The sequence below is a fragment of the Leucobacter viscericola genome, assembly GCF_011299575.1.
Lineage (GTDB): Bacteria > Actinomycetota > Actinomycetes > Actinomycetales > Microbacteriaceae > Leucobacter > Leucobacter viscericola.
In genome coordinates, this window is the sequence record NZ_CP049863.1 from 2,723,538 (window position 1) to 2,740,995 (window position 17,458).

Below are 17,458 nucleotides of genomic sequence, written 5' to 3' on the forward strand. Positions count from 1 at the left end.
CAATTCGGGGATCGTTCGCGCTGTCATTTCTTAGGGGGAGAAAGAAAATGATGCAAAGCCGATTTAAGCGAGCCGGAATTTTCCTGGCGCAAGCTTTAGTGGGGATGCTGGTTCTAACCGGGGGTGTGCTGACCGCACTCCCAGCAGGAGCCGTTGGGCCGCCAGTGACGTTTTCACTCGCGGCAGTTCAACTCGGTAGCGGAGAACCGCTGACCACGCTGAACTCGGGGAGTGAGTTCAACTACACCGCGAGTGTGGGCTGCCCTGATCCTTCGGGATGCGGGCCAGCGACACTCTCGATGCAGTTTCCTGCCGACGTTGAGTTTCTGGCGAGCGCCTTTACGCCGCCCAACGGAGTCACCGTTGACGTGAGCCCCGCCACGGGCCCGGCCACCGGCAAACTCGTGACACTCAGCTGGGACAACCTGGCCGCTACCTCGGTCGTCTTTCTGCCGTCTCGCCTGAGCGCAACGGTCGCAGCGAGCCTGAACGGCACGGTGCAGTCCGCAACCGCCACGCTCACTGCGGGTGAGGGCGCCAACACCACTGAAATTAGCGGTCGCGCCGACATTACCCTCCGGGTCTTCCAGAAGGCGTCACTCGGTGGCGTCACGAAAAAGTGGAGCACCACCAGCGTCGGCGACGGCAGCCGGGCGGCTGTGTCTTCGACCACAACCGGCACCGCCTCAGCGAACTCGGTGAGCTCACTGGTCTTCACCGAGCCGAGCGCCGAGACGATTCCGGCGGCGTCGATCCCCGTCGCCGAGGCCTTCGATTTGAAGAGCCTCGCGCTCACCCAGAACCCCGCTGGCGCGACTGTCAGCTTTGTGCTTGCGAACGGGAGCACTGCGGATCGAACCCTCGCGGCCGGTGAGCTGACCGTTGATGCCCCGGCCGACTCCGTGGGCTACACGGTCACGGTAGCCGGCCTGCCAGCCCTGACTGATGCTGCTGCCGCGGCACGCACGGTCTCAGTGCAGGCCAACTACACACTTCGCGACGCCAAACGAAGCGACGGAACAAGCCTGATCGATCCAACCGTCACCGCCCGCTCGGTGCGCGGAACCGCACTTGTTGCCAACACGGTTGTTGATCCCGCTCCGGGCGACTCCGGCCGGGTCGAGACCTCCACTCGCGAAGACATCTCCGTTGTGGCCCTGGTGCCGACAATCTCGCGCTCGCTCGACTGGGTCACCGAGTCGGGGGATCTCACGTCGGTCTACCGCTCAGGCGAGGCTTCGACCACCACAATCAGGGCATCGAACGCCGGTGTTCCGGTTCTCTCCTCGATCAGCGTGAAGACCTCAACCGATGTCAGCTCGTTCTTGGACTATCAGGCCCTCACTGCCGTTCCGAGCGTGACCTTCCCGAAGGGCGCCACAACGGCGACCATTCAGTATCTCTATGTCTCGGCGCCGAAGAACGGCGAGGTGCAGACGTTTGCTGCTGGGTCGCCGGTACCCGACTCCTCCATTGACGGAAGAGATCTTGCTGATGTCGCGGGCTTTATTGTCACGTTCTCGGCTCCGAAGAACGGCGAAATCGCGGGTGAGTGCGTGCTCGCCGACGACTCCTGCGCGGCGGTCGTGACGATCGAATCAAAACTGCGGCTGACACGGCTCACGAACGGTGCCGCGATTAGCGCGCCGTCAAGCAACCCTGGCAGCACGAGCGTTTCGCACTCGGCTGAGGTGTCTGCTGTCGCAGCGACCGGAACGATCGTGAACCAGAAGACCAACGCGGCAACACTGCTGATCGTCAAGCCGCAGTTCACCGCAAAGCTGGAGAAGAAACTCGGCGACGACAGCGATCGGACGGTCTACCCGCTCACCGGTGTCGCGAAGGCGGGCGACTACTACGACTCGACAAAACCAACGCAGTCGTTCTCCGATCACGGGTTCCGGCTGACGGCCTCAACTGAGCAGGCCGAAAACGCCACCGAACTGCTCGGTGCTGACGAGATCGTGATGGCGGATCCACAAACCGTCCCCACAAAAGCGAATCTCGGAAACAACCCCTTCAACGCGACCAAGTTCTCGGCGCTGCCGACCGCAGACGTAGCCTGCATCGACAGCAAAAAGAACCCGGTTGCCTCCACCACCAGCATGATGGTGTGGGTGGTCGACAGGATCGCGGATCCGACGACCGTCACAAAGGTTCCGTTTGACGCGTCGATCGACCTCGACCTCGTGGTCGGCGTGGAGTACTCGGTGCAGCCGAAGTCTGCCGCGGGACGATTCCCGATCGACCTCAGCTGCAGCACACCCACGGGAACCACGATTAAGTTCCGCGACAACCTGGTGAGCTCAGGGGTTGCCGTGTCGCCAGCGACCATTGGATCGGTCTCAACGCCCGGTCTGCTCGCGGTCGGTAATACGGCCCTGCTGACGACCGGTGCAAACACCGCAACGGCCACGGGCAGCGACTCGCTCTACCTGCTTGAGCTTGAGCGAGCTGGCGCAATTAAGCACTACGACACCGACGCCAAAACCTTTGGCATCCAGGGCCAGAACTCTGCGACGGCGTTTTTGCTGGCGGGCGTTCCCGCAACCGAGAACACGCTGAAGGCACGAATCGTCGACGGTGGCGGAAGTGCAACCGGAAGCTCGCTTGACGTGTTTGCGTTTGTTGGAGCCCGCGATGCAAAGGTCGGTCCCGACCAGAAAATGACCATCAGCTTCTTCGACCGCGCCGGAAACCCGGTCGGCCCGACGGGCACTGTCACCGGTCCGACCGAGCTCAAGGGCACGGAGCTTTCTCCCGACGACATCGAAAACTCGCAGAGCGACAACTACCTTGCTGTGCAGGGGGAGAAGCGCAAGATCGACTGGACCTCTGAGATTACGGCTGAACAGGCGAACGACGTGTACTCGGTACAGGTCGATGTAACCCGCACCGACACGTCGAAGCCGCTGCAGCGCTTCGGCGCGTTCTCGGTGGTCACCGACATGACACTGCGTTCGGCTCTGAAGAGTGATCCGGCGAAACCTGTGGCGGGATCAATTGGCGGTGTGTTCTATTACAACTTCGCTGCCGCCTCCTCGCTGCAGGAGGGTGGCAGCTGGCTGAACTCTTCGCAGGTCTCTGCAAAGTATGCGGTGTTCGCACCCGATCAGTTGTTTGGCGATTCCGCGGTGAACTGGCGCAACCTGACCGGAACCACCGTGCTGGTTGCCCAGCACGCGACGAAGTCGAAGATCACCCTCGACGCGTCCAACAAAACCGCCATCGGTGTCGCCGGTGTGCTCCCCGAGAACCAGTGGTCTGCGACGGGCAGCATTGCGGTCGGCCTTGACCGCATTGGTGTGTCGGTCGGCGGCGATCCTAACCTCGGTGCAAACCCGTTCGCCATCAACTCCTTCAGCGGCATCGAGTCGATGACCTGGCCCGAGATGAACGACGTGCCGAAAACCGGCACCGAAGCGCAGAAGCGGGTCGCGGGCAAGATCACGTACACCTACGCGGATGGCAGCACACTCGATGTTGCCGCGCCCGTTGGTGCGACTGCGGCCCAGATGAATCCGCCCGAGGCCGACTGGGACAAGATCGTTGATGTTTCGGTCACCTGGCAGCAGGACGGAAAATACGTCGGCCTGAAGCGCACGGCCGCGACAGTGCAGGGACGACTCGTGTTCCAGCTGACGCTGCTCGACAAGGTTCGCCAGGGCTACAGCTACAAGTTCTTGAGCGGTGAGCCGACTGACCTCACCTCGGGGCAGAGCATTGACGGTGCCTTCCAGACCGAAAGCGGTAAGGTCTCGCAGCTTGCCGAGGTTCGCCCCGAGTACAGCGCAGCGTTTGGCGACATGAAGCTGACGAACAGCCTCGGGACCGACAAAGTGGTCATCGACGTTGCAGACAGCTCGGTTGCAGTTTCGCTGCGTAACACCACCGGCGGAACGCTCTACCGGGACCTGCTGCCGGCTGCCACATGGACTCTCGCCGTGAAGAACACCGGCAACATTCCGGTTTCGGCATTGCGATCCTCGACGTCTTCCGGGCTGCTTGACGGCAAGAGCTGGCCGGATTCCGATCCTGCCGGGTATTCCGTTGAGCCGGGCTCGTTGTTCGACGCGTTTGATGTCACACGAGCACGAGTGGTGTACCCGAGCGGTGCAAGAACTGCAACGGTGTGGGCGCGAGGTGCCGATGGTGCCTGGAGCTCCCCGATTGCCGCGGGCAACGGTAGCTACATCACCCTCCCGCTGCAGGGAGACGGGCCGAAAGCCTGGAGCGACGTCACGGGTTTCCGTGTCCAGTTCACCGGTGACGAGATTCTCGGCATGCGCATTGCGATGCAGGGGGAGGGCTCCCTGCTCATGGAAACCAAACTGCGCGCAACACTGCGCAGCGATTCTGGCGTTATTTCGCCCGCAACAAAGCTGCCAGAGAATCAGACGCAGTGGCAGGTGCCAGGAACCGGAGCGGGTGCTTCGTACCTGGGCACCTTTGCGGCACCGCTCGCTGAGATGATTGCCGATACTGCGATCGCCTACATTACCCCGGGTTCGCCCTCACCAAAGGTGAACAAATACGCGGGCACGTACAACATCGCAACGAACACAGGAACGACCACGGCAAACACCAACCCTGGTGCGTGGACGAACTTCTACATTGTTGTCTCGAACCTGAGCGGCGCGACCAGCAACCTGAACGACCTGCAGGTGGTTGACACGCTGCCGAAGAACCTTATTTACAACGCGGCGAACGCTTCGGCCACGTGGTCGGTGGCTTCGGCTCCGGCTGGCGTCTCAACAACTCCCGTCTTCACCGAGACGACGGGTGCGGATACGCAGCTGCGCTGGGTATGGCCCGAGGGTCAGTCGCTCAAGCCAAACGAGCGAATTGTGCTGAAGGTGCCGCTGCAGATGCGTGACGGTGTCGCAACCGGCAGCTCGGCGGTGAACTCGGCTCGCCTCGTTGCCTCCGGGATCCCGGGCGCTACAGTGCAGTCGGTGTGTCAGTCGGAGGATTCCGCCTCGGCAAACTGTGTCTCGACCGCGGCAGTGACTTCGTTGCGCAACGACTCGGTGCGAGTCGAGTCGTACGCTCAGGCTGGCGCCATCACCTCGAAGACTCTAGAGGGAGACGAGTGCTCGCCGTCAACCGTTGCTGATTGGCAAGACGGCACCTGGCTGCGTAACCCCTGCGTCGTGGAAACGAGCACGGGTGGCACGATGACCTACCGACTCAAGCTCATCAACTCGGGGAACAACGACGTGCAGTCGCTTCGTTTTGTTGACGAGCTGCCCAAGATCGGTGACCGCGGAGCGGTGCTCCCCGGCGCGCGTGGATCTGAGTGGACACCGAAGCTCGTTCCCGGATCAGTGCGTTTGATTGCGGGAGCAGAAGCTGAATCGCTTGGGGCACGAGGGGACGGAACCGTATCCGGTGCGTTCCGCTACAGCAGCACCGCGGATCCCTGCGTTCTTGACCCCGACGCGTATGCGGGCCAGAAGACGCTCGCGTGTGCTGCCGGCACCTGGACGAGCGCGGCGAGCACTTCGAGCGAAGCCCTCGGGGGTGACGTTGCGTTTGGTGCTGGAAGCCTGTTGCACGGCGGTGAGTACGTGATCGTCGAGTTCAAGATGAGTGTTCCCACCACCGACACCAGTGCGACGGTTGCTTGGAACAGCGCGGCCATTACTGGGCGCGCGACTCCCGTCAGCGACTGGCTGCCCGCATCCGAATCGGCACGATCTGGCGGCCGGGCGCAAGACACAACGCTCACGCTAAACCTCGCTCTCGCCGATTCAGACGCCGCCAAGTGGCACCTGAAGGCGCAGCAGTACGTGGTCTACTACAGCTGCCTCGCTCCGGGGGAGACCGTGCCGCTCACCGGCCAGGTCACGATGAAGGGCATCTCAAAGATCGACGGCGTCGAGACGGCGACGATCCAGAACCTGCCCCGCGGAGCGGAGTGCCAGGTGACCGACGAGACCTATCAGCCGCTCGGAACAACCGGGCAGCGGGCGGCCTCGCCGCAGTACGGATCGGTAGCCGCCGGAACCACCGGGTACAGCTACACGACTGACCCGGCGGATCCGATCGTGCTCGGTTCGGACGCTGCGCTCAACGTGATCACAACCACCAATGCCTACACGGCCTCGTCCGTTATGGTCAGTGCGGTTGCGCAGGGAGACGCGGTTTCGTACCTTCCGGCAGGATCGAAGTTCCAGGTTGACGCGACGTGCGAGTTCGGTGGTTTCACCGAGACCTACGGTCCGTTCATGATCGAGAACGGCGGCGAAACACCCGTTGAAGGATTGCCGGTCGGTGCGAACTGTTCCTTCAAGGAAACCGATCACCTGGGTGCGAGTTCCGTGGCAGCCGCGGTTGACGGCGACGCGGCAACTCTCGACTCGACTCGAGGTCTCCGCATGCTGACGATCGAGCCCGGCGCCCACACCGTTGAGTTCGTCAACACGTTCGCGGCCGGTGGGGATCTGACGATCCTCAAGACCGTCGAGACGCCAAAGGCGGGAACCGCCGTGGGTGATGTGACCTTCGGTGTCAGCTGCGTGATGGGCGGTGCTGCGCTCGACCTGGGCGCAAACAGCGAGATGACGCTTTCGTTCGCTCCCGGTGCAACATCGACCTCTGGCAGCATCGCGGATCTGCCCGTTGGATCTGCGTGTACCGTCACCGAAACGAACGCCGGTGGCGCCAATATTCCGGCTCCCGACAAGACCGTGACGATTCTCGACGGCACCCAGGTGACCGTTGAGATGACCAACGTGTTCTCGCCTGCGCTGCTCGAGCTCAACGTGGCTGTCGACGGTTCTGCCGCTGCGAAGTCGTGGGTTCCGAAGAACTACGACGTCACCGCGGTTTGCACGCGCGAGCTGACGATTGGTGGAAACCCCGTGACGGTCACCGACTTCAGCGGCAGTGTTCCTGTCACCGTCGGTAAGAAGGTTGAGATTCGGGATCTGCCGCAGGGCTCACGCTGTGCGGTGACGGAGCCCGATAACAAGGGTGCGCAGGCAACAAGGGCCTCCTCGCAGACCGCCGGGGTTGTTGACCACAGCACGGTCGATGAGTCATCACTCGTCGATCTGCGCGGGCCAAGCGGCTCGGGCGCGGCTCAGGAGACCGCGGTGCTCGTGACGAATACCTTTGAAGCGGGCGATCTCAATGTGACTAAAAAGGTCACAGGGGATGCCCCGAAGAATGCTGACTACGGGTTTGCGCTTGCGTGCACCCGCGTGGATGCAGGCGGCAACCAGGTGAGTGTTCCGCTCGAGAACTCGACCTTCAAGTTGAAGGCTGGATCGTCGACAACTCTCTCGGTGTGGGCCGGCGCGAGTTGTGTCGTGACGGAAACGCAGGCCCACGGAGCGCTCTCGCAGAGCTTCGCGGGTGGTCAGTCCGTGAAGGGATCGTCGAGCGTTGCGGTCGAGGTGCCCGCGGCTTCCATCCCCGCGGCTGCGACGACCGTGACGAACAAGTTCGCTCCCGCCACGATCACCGATGTGGAAAAGGATCCCAAGGGTGCCGTCGGTGGACTGTCGCAGACCGGTGCGCAGAACAGCATGCTCTGGGTCGGTGGTGCGCTGCTGCTCGTAGTCGGGCTCGGCCTGGCGCTGTTCGCAATGCGTCGCCGCCGCAAAGATCGCGCCGATCAAGAAGAGGTCGCGCAGGATCCTGAAGTCTAGGGAACCTGACGCAGCATGAACGGTGGGTGCACCGGGACTCGTTCCCGGTGCACCCACCTTCGTTTTGCTCGGCTAGTGTTGAAGTGGTTATTTGGGGAGCAAGTCTTAGTAAAGGGGTCGTCGCGGCGAGCGTTCTTTGGGGAACGTCGTATGGAGTGTGAATATGTCTCAGCAGGTAGTCGTCCAAGGTGACGGAAGGCTCTACTGGGCCGCAGGATTCGCGACTTGCGTCCCTTTTATTGGCGGATTGGCGATCCTGATCCTGCCTATCATCCTGGCTGAGAAATCCAGAAACGACCCAAATCCTCTCGTGCGCGAAAACGCCAAAACTGCTGCGAACTGGCATCTCACTGCTGCACTTGTAATCGGTGGGATCGCCATCACGTCATATTTGCTCGCCGCAGCCTCCTTCATTTTCTTAGTGGAGGATTTGTTTAGTGTCGGAGTCGTGGGCCTGATTCTGGTCTACCCTTTGGTAGGTATCCACTTTGTGGTGACCATCATCGGGACCGTGCGTTCTGGGGACAGAATTTTTCGCCCGAGGTTTTCGATTCGGTTCTTTCGGTAGGCACTGGCAGGTTCGGCGACCTGGACCGTTATTGGTGCTGTCAATGTTCGATAGGATGTTTCAGACCCTTAGGGGGCGTTAGCTCAGCCGGTTAGAGCAGCGGACTCATAATCCGTCGGTCGCGGGTTCAAGTCCCGCACGCCCTACTCCTTGTATCGCTTTGATTCTCAGGCGTCGTGCTGCGTTGTCGGCTTCGGCTTGGTCGGTGTGTGGTCGGTGTTCTGGTTCGAATTGGTTCGCAATTCTTCGAAGCGCTTGGCCTCATTGAGTGCTTGATCTAGGCGATTCGCTACTGCATCTAGGTCAGATGGGAACAGGCTTGCGTAGTGTTTGAGAGTAACGCTTGGATCTCGATGACCGAGTAATGCGGCAACGGCTGGCACTGTGGCACCGGCTTGAATTGCGAGGGAAGCGCAAGTATCTCGAAAATTGTGCGGTGTAATTCCAATCAACCCAGCTCGTTCGAGCGCTGAGTTAAGCACGCGAAGCCGATAATTATTGTTTCGCAGTGGTATGTGTGGCTGTGAAGCGTGAAATAAAAAAGAATCTCGCGGTAAATCTGTTGCCCAGTCTAGTAGATCTGAGACGACAGACGCGGGTAACGGAACAGTTCGCGCCTGATGTGTCTTTAGATCACCCAGATGCATTACTCCGCCAGTCTCAGACCAAGCACGAACGAGACGCAACGCGCCACTGGCCGTGATGTCGCTCGTACGTAATGCAGTGAGTTCACCCCAACGAGGCCCGCCGTAGCAGGCGACGAGTATGAGTAGCCGATCTTTCCGCGTAGGCATCTGTTCAGCAAGACGCAGAACCTCTGCGTGTGTGAGGGGTTTAGGTTCACCTGCTTGTTGGGCAGGCAAACGAATTCCCAGGGTCGGGTTTGAACCAATTGCTCCATCCCGTATTGCGAGTTCGATGGTTCGTCTGAGTACGGCGAGAGCACGGCGGGCAGTTGAAGGGGAAAGTCGGATAGCGATTTCGCGCGCCCACGCAGCGATTTCTGAGTGTTTCAGCATTCCAATCGGACGACGTCCAAAGGCAGGCTCGACGTAGAGTCGAAACTTGGCTCGACGGTCGGCGATTGAGGATGGTTTGCCACCTTGCAGCGTTGCGAGCCAGAGTTCAGCCCACTCAGACACCGTAACGGCTTCGCTTGAAGACGGATCCACCCATCGACCAGCTGCAAGTGCGGCCTTAGAATCGCGCTCCCATGCCTCCGCATCGCGCTTGCGAGTGAAGGTCTTGCTGCCAACGTAACGCCGACGATAGTAGAGGCGAACCCGATAGGTTCCATTTGGTCTCTTATCGATCATGTTTTCCTAACAGAAGTGCCCCACCACAGTCGGCAGGGCACTTCGTCTATTCAGTTGGTTCGATTACGGAACCGTCGAGGTAATCGTCAAGGTCAGCCGGGCGATAGCGAACCTGGGCGCCGACTTTTAGGAATCGGGGCCGCTGCCTTGACCACGCCACGCTCGAAGAGAGCCGACGCTAATCGTGAGATAACGTGCGGCCTCGGCTTCGTTGAGTAACACTGGTGCGGGCACGGGACGTTTTGTTGCTGTTGTCATCAGTTGGTCACCTCCTCTAAGTGCTGCCGCGGGTCCGACGAGTCGGCCCCTTGCCTTGGAAAGACGGGCTGCTTGCGTGCCGAAGCCTCCCGAACGATTGCCGCGTAGGCTTCGTACGTCACGTAGTCTGCGCGAAAGTACCTGAGTGGTTCCCCGGCCTCCATCAAATAGCCTCGACCCGGTTTCGAGGACACTAAGCGCTCGACTTCCTCGGGCGAGGTCATCGGAAGTAGCATCTTCACACTGTCGGCGTTCTCGACAGCCATAACGATCGCACGTGCATACTGAGCGCGGTCATGCAGAACTGCCGCTTCCGGTCTCTGAAGGATGGACATGACATGGGTTGCCGCCTTGCTGCCTTCACGGAGGATTCGACCGACGATTCTGCGTATTTCCTCCCCTGCTTTTTTGTCTGCCGCTGCAAGTAGACCTGCGTATTCCTCGAGAACCACTACAACAGCACCTACACGCGGATCTGTATAGACGTGCTCCGGGATCTGATCGATGCCGAGCTCCATGAGCTTTGAGATTCGTTGATCCATCAGCTGTTCGATGTTCTTCAGTACTGCAATTGCATGTTCTAGCGCTTTCGGAGAAGTACCAAGTGCGAAGTCGTCTGGTTTCCCCGCAGAAGCAGGGCCGAGCAAGATCCCAGTTGGATCACAACCAACGAGCCGAACCCAGGGAACTTCGGCGCACTCAGCAAGAATTCGATACGCGGTTACAGATTTTCCTGACCTTGTGCGGCCAGCCAGCACAGTGTGGAGTTTCGCGGGATGAAATCTGACTCGGTACCCGTTCTCATCGGTTCCAAACTCAATCATCTTGCAATTCCTCTGCTCGCAAAGCGGCTTGAATCGCACCTGGCAGATCAGTCATTTTGATCGATCCGGGAGCATCACGCCTAAGCTCTTCGGCAACGTCGATTAGGGCTTGCCCTAGGGCGCGTGCCTCAGTCGGGAAGAAGGGAACAGGCCCGGTTCCAGGTAGGTCAAGCTCAACCATTGCTGAGTTCTCTCCGTCCGGCAGTGACGCCGGAAGAACTTGCACCGCGCCGCCCGCGAACCGAGCGGGTACAGAGAGCGATCCGTCACTCATCCTCTCGTATCCCTCGCGACGCAAATTCGCTATGTCTTCGCCCATCCAGTTATAGATGCGCTCAATCTGTCGAGGACTTGCTCTGGTGACGAAGAATCCTGACTGCTTTTCAGGCATCAGAGCCTCTTCTCGTTGTCGGTCCCAGAAAGGAAGTCTTGAGCAGAAACGGATGGAGGCGTTGGCTGCTGGTTAGTGAAACCTGATCGATTGCCTTCGAGCGGGTCTCTAATGCGCGCGAGAATGGCTACCTCACCCGGGCGAGTACGCGACACCTCGACTGACTCCGCGCCCCACATATTGGCGATTCGTTCGGCGTGAGCAGCGATGTGCTCAGCAGTAACGCGTGGGGTCAGAGCAACGATGGCAACAGGGCCAGCAGGGGCATTCTCAATACGTCGGATTTGAGGACCAAGGTCTGAGGAGTTCCCGGAGATTAGGCCCCAAAGTTTCATGGCAAGCGGTGGTTTTTGACCAAGTGCAGTACGAGGCACCCAGCCGCAAACGTCAATGAGGACAGGCCAGGCATCGAGCATTGCGGCACCGGCTGGAAGCATGTCAGGAGGGGTACCTGCCGCGGCGAGCTTCATCATGCGGACCCAGCGACCGCCGGTCCTGATTGCCCAGATTACGAGCCAGACGATGCAGACGAATGTGGCAGTGCCTGAGAGTCCCCGAAGGCCAAAGATCAATAGCGTGGGAGCGACTAGGAACAGACCCGCGAGGGGGATCCAAGGAAGGAGACCGATTACCGCAGGCACCGCGTTCTTGCGAGTAGTGTTCATCGATTGACCTTCCAAACAACCGCAAAGCGTGTTGGACCAACGCCGGTAATCTTCTCGATTCCATCGATGGGGCCGACGCTGCGAACATCATCGGTGACAGCGATCTGACAGCCCGGAGCAGGGAGGGACTTGGGGTTGAATTTCACCCCAGCGTGTGCCAGAGGCCTCCATTCGCCACGCGATGCTGTCGATAGACCATCTGCAATTCCAACGGCCCGCGATTCGCAAAGAGTTGAATCAAGAGCTTCGATGGTGGTGAGAACCGGCGGAGATGGAATTTCCCAGGCCGCCACAACAGGGGATTGAAAACCGGATATGAGGCTAGCGAGATAGGCCGCGAGCAGAATTTCGAGCATGATAGAAATGCTCCTTTCTTAGGTGAAGCTTGGGAGAGGGCAGAGGGAGGGCGGGGTCCAGCCGCTCTCCCTCATTGAATTAGTCGCTTTTGCCTCGACGAGACGTGGCCTGAGCCAACAGCGAGGCCATCGAGCCAACCGCTTCAATCTGCTCGACAAAAACTGAACCGGTGAGTGAGGCGCGAGGGCCACCGTCGCCAAAACCAGGCTTGGCCTCGCCCCGAATGTTTACTTCGACCACTCCAGAAGCGGCAAGCAGACTTCCGTCAGGGATCTCATCGACTTGGCTCGTCGTGGTAACGGTGAAACCATCAAGCGGCACCCCGCCCATTAGGGCGGTTACTCCTGCTGCGCGGCGAACTGGAATGCCGTTGCGGGTCTGTACGCCGACTCGTTGTCCGTCCTTGTAATCTGCGACTTCAGTAAGTCGTCCGCCGCCAACGAGGGCGATGGTTCCCGCTTCGGGGCGAATTGCGAGTGAATTGGTTGATGCCATGTTTATTTCCTTCTTTGTTGTGGGGGGGGTGTGAGATCTAGATCCACGAAGTATTTTGGTGAGGCGCCTCCTCTGGCCTAGCGAGAGCCGATTCTTTTAGATGGAGGGAAACCCAATACGCGAGAGCATCGAGAGGATTCCCGTTTTTCGATTTGACAGCCCACGCGTTTTTACCAGAGCAGTTGATTGGTGCGCCCACATCACCGAAGTGAACTGACAATCGAATTGCAAAGGTTTCGATAATGGCCAGATTGAGAGAATGAAGCAGGTCTAGCGCCAACAAGCAGCGATCAACTTCTTCCCGAGTGTTTGCCGTTCCGTTCATGCCAATGGACACTAGATGTGAAATCTGCGCTCTCAAGTCTTCGGCTGGTTGAGCAAGCTTCAGGCTCGGATTGCCTGCCAATGGGCTCATCTGTGTTCGTTGGACGGCCAAGGCGTGGCCGTGAACGTATTCATCCCCGCTCCAGGAGTGCTCATCTTCGAGACGCTTGCCCGCCGTCACATCTTTTCCGATGTAAAGGACCGCAAAGTCTTCTAACGAATTCCCGGAAACGGCATGGATGCCCCATACATACAAAAGACCTGGCACGGTGGGCGGTTGGGCAGATGGCTCCCAATCTATTCCGACGAATTCTAGGGCCGTCTTGATTTCTTCAGCGGTTGTGAGGTTGAGTGGGGTGAGCACAGTCATAGGTTTTCTCCGGTCTTGAGTTGGTTGAAATTATTCGTTTTCTAGTCGGTTTAGAAGATGCTTTATCGAGGATGCTTGTGTGGATAGCTTTCGCATACGTTCTTCTCTGCCTGGTAGGCGCTCAACTGCAGTCAGGATCGTGGCAGAGAGGGGCGCGCTTAGTCGAGATGCGTGCGCAATGCGAGCTTTCTCCCGGATATGGAGTGCGATAAGTGAATCTCGACGTGCTTGAATCTCAGTGATTTTGTTCTTCAGCGTCAGCACTTGCCGCTTTCTAGCCTGCTCGTGAGCGTTGCAATGAGCAGTCATCTCATCCCAGTGCTGGCAGTTTTCTTCAGGGGTGTTGAAGAATAACGAGTCTGCACGTCCGACGGTTGTCATTGCTTCTTCGATGTTCGTAAAGTCTCGCGCTTTGACCGATATTGGGGCACCTGCACGCATGTGTCGCCCTGGAAGTTGAGCTACGTGAAAAGTTGTCTGGGAGGTTAAGCAACGAAAAATCAAAATCAAACTAATTGCACCGCTTTCAAGAAATCTGTAGGCGTGATTGGAATATGTCTTTTGGTGGCGTGTTCTAGAAGTGGCTTGCGGGGTTTGGTATCCTGAAGGCATTGCTTGGAACATGACTTAATGTACTGGTTGCCACAAGGGGCTGTCAAGCTCTAGTTCTAATTGGTTAGATGACTTTTGATTTTGTTGGTGCGTTTCATAAGGGGACTGCGTTGGAAGAACTACTCATAGGGCACCAGGTGGAAAAGCGTTTAGGTGTGTCGAAGCGAACGCTTGCCACTCTCACCTCAGCGGGCATTTTGCACCCTAGACCGCTAGGGACGGCACTGATTTACAGTCCAGATGAGGTTGAGGCGCTTGAATCAATTAAGGAAAATCGGCCGGTCGCTAAAGAGGCCCCACCCGCATGGATCATTCGATTAGGCGCTCCAGATAGGGAAGGCGACGGTCATCCGCTTGGATGGGAAGTGGGAAGGAGTGACAACGTAGACGCTGCGCGCATGTACTGGAAAATCGCTGATCCAGAAGCCGCAGAAGGTAATGCGCTCGTTGCGCTCGTAGGGCCGCTAGTTGTCGGGGTCTGGAATATCACTAGCGGCATTTTGCACCCCGAAATCGGCCCGACAGGTCGCGCTGAATTTGAGGTCGAGGCCGCTGCACCTGACCAGCAAGAAGCTTACGAGGGTCGATGGCTGAACCTCGGGCGTGGGCCGACCACTCTGCGTTGGCCGCGACAAGAGTGAGGCATAAGGTAACGGTACTAGGAGGCTTCTAAATCCTTGTCGCACTGCTCTTCCGCTTTGGAATAGAGGTTCCCAAGGCGCGCCGATAGTTGGTAGTTACCTTCGCGGTCAGCCTTCTTTGACTTGCGTAAGTATTCTTCCATTTCCTTGCAACTCTCTGGCTTTTCAGGACCGCATGCTGAGAGAGACAAGCTTGCAAGGATCGCGATCATGAGAGCCGATAGAACTCGGGGCTTCAATCTATTCCGTTGCAGGGGGTTCATAGCGCCCACTCTAACCGAGATTTGGTTCACACCTGGAGTTCTTTGCAGTGAATAGAGTTTGAGGAAATATTCGATGCGTCTAGAACCACGAGCTAACGTTAGATTCAGCGGGCATGACTCGAAGCGGGCACCGCCCGTGACGGCCCAAATACTCTGCCGCTAGGTAAACAGTAATGATTCGGAGGCCAGAGATGGTGACTAATGTAAATGATCTGTTTCATTTAGAACTTGCCTGCTTTCGGAGCCCGAGCGGGATCTACGAGGCCACAGATCTTCGAAAAAGATTAATAGAATTGCTGCTCAAAAGTTTTCATGACCGTGGAATTGTGCCACGAGTGATAAACCCAGGTATGGGCGGAACCGGTGCGATGGCCGCGAAATCCATACCTCTAATGGTGAGATTTGGAACTGCCGTATGGAGGTCATACCGCCGAAGCCAGGAAGTTCAGCTATCTGATAACACGGCGTGGACAATGACGGTTCAGTTGCAGTGTTTCCTTGCAGAAGATAACTCTGTTCTGGTTAAGTCATCGATTATTGAGCTTGTTGACGCACTAAAGATGGCTGAGCAGAACATTCGTGAAGTCCTCGGGGCTGACTTCTGCCTACACGGAACTATCTCGATTTTTCATCGGGTAAGCGGAAACTTTCTGCTTTCCCTGAACTTGGCTCCCGGCGTTTTGGAAAACACCTCACGATTTCGGGTTACTCGGAGTATTGATCGATTTTCAATAGGCAACCAGGTCATTCTCCGCAATCGCATACTCCCGCCTTCTCCCAAAGCATTAGCGGATCCCGCCCCCAACTCGAACCCACCCCGCCCACTCTTGGACCAAAATGATCCAGCGCGAGCATCAGGCTTCGTAGGAGGAGAAAGCCAATAGAGTTCCCGTTTTCTACGTAATCCTGCTGCCGCTAGCACGCAGGTGCTCGTCGTAGAGCACCGCCACTGGCGCTGCTCTACATAACACCAGCAATCATAGAAAAAGTAGCCTAACCAATTCCGCGACCAGAAACGTCGACTCCTTCGTCTGCGGACTGCGGTGAATTCGCTAAGAGGGAAACTCTTGATCAAAGGTTAATCGCACCTTTCGTGACTCAAGATATGTGCGGAGGCCGTCGAAGCCCCTCTGCTCTGCCGCGTCTAACGCTCCTACTAACCATGCGGGGCGCCAAACAAGATGCCCATACCAATCCTCTCGTGGTATTTCACCTAAACGTTCCCCTTGAAGCTCCACCTGGGCCACTGTCTCATCATCTTTAGTTTCACCGCGTGCGGATACGATGGCTTCCCAAAGTTGGGCGCGCTCAGAGTCGTTTTTGAGTTTCAATGACCAGTGAATCTGGTGACGTCCCCTCGAAGCGCGCTCCCATTCATGCCACAGTGCCCACAATCCTGGTGAGGTAATCGAATCAACAGAACCGGTATCGAGATTAACCAGACCAATTGTTCCATCGTCCAAGTTAATGATTTCCCACCGCCGTGGGGTGCGGATGCCAAACCGACGCGCTTGAAGGTCTTCAGCGCAGCGCGACAGCACTTCGAACGGCGTGACATTTCGTTCCACCCTGGAGTTCTTTGTGTGTGCTCCGCTTGCTACCTCGAACCCGATTCTGGCTGCAACGTCGTACGTTGCTTTCGCGAGATACGAGCCAACAAAGTCTGCACCACCATCATGCACCTCGCGCAGATCAAACCCTTCCGAGTCTGCCCGGAAACCCACCTTCTCAATGGCCTTTCTATAACGCCCGAATACTTGCGAACCAAACGCAAGGAGGCCGAGGCCATCTCGATCCCACGAGATGCTCGTTCCGAAAAGCCGGTTAAGGTGCGAATCCAAATCAATGCGAAGACCTTCGCCCAGCGTGCCTGTCGCGAAGATGAGCGCATGAAAGTGAACGTGCCAGCCATGGCCACCAGAACCCGGCAAAGAAACCGTCGCCTCAGTTGCACGGACACGCCCCGCGATACCAAAGCGCTCTGCGTCTCCGAGGATCGCAGGTTCAAGCCACTCACGTCCATCTCGAACTCGAACACGCTCTTTTCGACCAGACCAGGCAACCCCTCCAAGACCGCTCCGCCACCCCTTCGAAATCACGTTAAAAAGCTCTTCAAGCGAGTCTTTCCGAGTGTGACGAACCGTCTTGGTCATCAGATAGACCTTTCCGCCGCGTTGATGGCATGCTGCGACGGCACGCGATATCTCCTCCGCACGACGTTGCGCGATCACAGCTGAACAACGTGGGCAAGACCAGACCGAGCCACACAAGGTAACTCCGGAATAGCCGGCCACAGCGCCATTCGGCAATTCACGCCGCTTGACCCCAGCACCAGTCGAGGGCGCACCAGGATCATCCCTCAGAACGCGTCCACACATCCGAACCGGGCGCAACGTCGAGGCTTTCCAGAGGAGTGCACGAGCCGCCCAGCGGATCGCTCGACGTTCCCCGGAACTATCAGGAAAATCTGTTTCGTTCTCGTCGTTCGGGATCTGCCCCCAACAGTAACTCAGAGTACTATCAAGGGCCGCTGGCGCGGCCACGCTCGCTTCGCTCGCTGCGGTGCAGTCGCCGCGCTTCCGCTCCGCACGCGCGGCGACTGCACCGCTCGTTACATTGGCGTGGTCTTTGTCGGGCCTCAGATATAAACTGAGAGCGCTGGCCACGCCCGGGTCGAGATTGTTCATGATTTCTCCCGGTGGAGGGGTCGCCGTTC

12 protein-coding genes and 1 tRNA gene are annotated in these 17,458 nt (G+C 58.2%); 4 read left to right on the forward strand and 9 right to left on the reverse strand.

Features of this window, described 5'->3' with window-relative positions; all coding sequences use genetic code 11:
• Positions 1–104 precede the first annotated feature (104 nt).
• From G7068_RS11745 to G7068_RS11755, 3 genes are all read left to right on the forward strand, one after another.
• Positions 105–7,658: a DUF5979 domain-containing protein gene (locus tag G7068_RS11745; RefSeq protein WP_166292125.1), complete on the forward strand. Its 7,554-nt coding sequence runs from the start codon at positions 105–107 to the stop codon at positions 7,656–7,658.
• 163 nt (positions 7,659–7,821) lie between these two features.
• On the forward strand, positions 7,822–8,226 hold the full coding sequence (locus G7068_RS11750; RefSeq protein ID WP_166292126.1) for a magnetosome magnetite crystal formation protein family: 405 nt from the start codon (positions 7,822–7,824) through the stop codon (positions 8,224–8,226).
• Positions 8,227–8,298: 72 nt separating this feature from the next.
• Positions 8,299–8,372: transfer RNA gene (locus G7068_RS11755), tRNA-Ile, on the forward strand.
• Between the two features lie 21 nt (positions 8,373–8,393).
• Here G7068_RS11755 and G7068_RS16670 read toward each other — a convergent pair.
• From G7068_RS16670 to G7068_RS11790, 7 genes are all read right to left on the reverse strand, one after another.
• Positions 8,394–9,542 (reverse strand): tyrosine-type recombinase/integrase, encoded by a 1,149-nt coding sequence (locus G7068_RS16670; RefSeq protein ID WP_166292127.1) that lies wholly within the window; start codon positions 9,540–9,542, stop codon positions 8,394–8,396.
• 257 nt (positions 9,543–9,799) lie between these two features.
• Positions 9,800–10,624: a P-loop NTPase family protein gene (locus G7068_RS11765; protein ID WP_166292128.1), complete on the reverse strand. Its 825-nt coding sequence runs from the start codon at positions 10,622–10,624 to the stop codon at positions 9,800–9,802.
• On the reverse strand, positions 10,617–11,015 hold the full coding sequence (locus tag G7068_RS11770; RefSeq protein WP_166292129.1) for a hypothetical protein: 399 nt from the start codon (positions 11,013–11,015) through the stop codon (positions 10,617–10,619). Before G7068_RS11770 ends, G7068_RS11765 begins: the two co-directional genes overlap by 8 nt.
• Positions 11,015–11,680 (reverse strand): hypothetical protein, encoded by a 666-nt coding sequence (locus G7068_RS11775; protein WP_166292130.1) that lies wholly within the window; start codon positions 11,678–11,680, stop codon positions 11,015–11,017. Before G7068_RS11775 ends, G7068_RS11770 begins: the two co-directional genes overlap by 1 nt.
• On the reverse strand, positions 11,677–12,036 hold the full coding sequence (locus G7068_RS11780) for a hypothetical protein (RefSeq protein ID WP_166292131.1): 360 nt from the start codon (positions 12,034–12,036) through the stop codon (positions 11,677–11,679). The genes G7068_RS11775 and G7068_RS11780 overlap by 4 nt, the downstream gene beginning before the upstream one ends.
• 79 nt (positions 12,037–12,115) lie before the next feature.
• The gene (locus G7068_RS11785) at positions 12,116–12,532 is read right to left on the reverse strand and encodes a hypothetical protein (RefSeq protein WP_166292132.1); all 417 of its coding nucleotides are present in this window, start codon (positions 12,530–12,532) and stop codon (positions 12,116–12,118) included.
• Between the two features lie 37 nt (positions 12,533–12,569).
• Complete coding sequence (locus G7068_RS11790) at positions 12,570–13,226, reverse strand: hypothetical protein (protein WP_166292133.1); 657 nt, start codon at positions 13,224–13,226, stop codon at positions 12,570–12,572.
• Positions 13,227–14,236: 1,010 nt separating this feature from the next.
• Between G7068_RS11790 and G7068_RS11795 the strand changes: the two genes are divergently transcribed.
• The gene (locus G7068_RS11795; RefSeq protein WP_166292134.1) at positions 14,237–14,479 is read left to right on the forward strand and encodes a hypothetical protein; all 243 of its coding nucleotides are present in this window, start codon (positions 14,237–14,239) and stop codon (positions 14,477–14,479) included.
• A 17-nt stretch (positions 14,480–14,496) separates the two neighbouring features.
• Here G7068_RS11795 and G7068_RS11800 read toward each other — a convergent pair whose 3' ends face one another.
• Both G7068_RS11800 and G7068_RS11805 read right to left on the reverse strand, forming a co-directional pair.
• Complete coding sequence (locus tag G7068_RS11800) at positions 14,497–14,742, reverse strand: hypothetical protein (RefSeq protein WP_166292135.1); 246 nt, start codon at positions 14,740–14,742, stop codon at positions 14,497–14,499.
• Between the two features lie 1,052 nt (positions 14,743–15,794).
• On the reverse strand, positions 15,795–17,429 hold the full coding sequence (locus tag G7068_RS11805; protein ID WP_166292136.1) for a hypothetical protein: 1,635 nt from the start codon (positions 17,427–17,429) through the stop codon (positions 15,795–15,797).
• Positions 17,430–17,458: the final 29 nt, after the last annotated feature.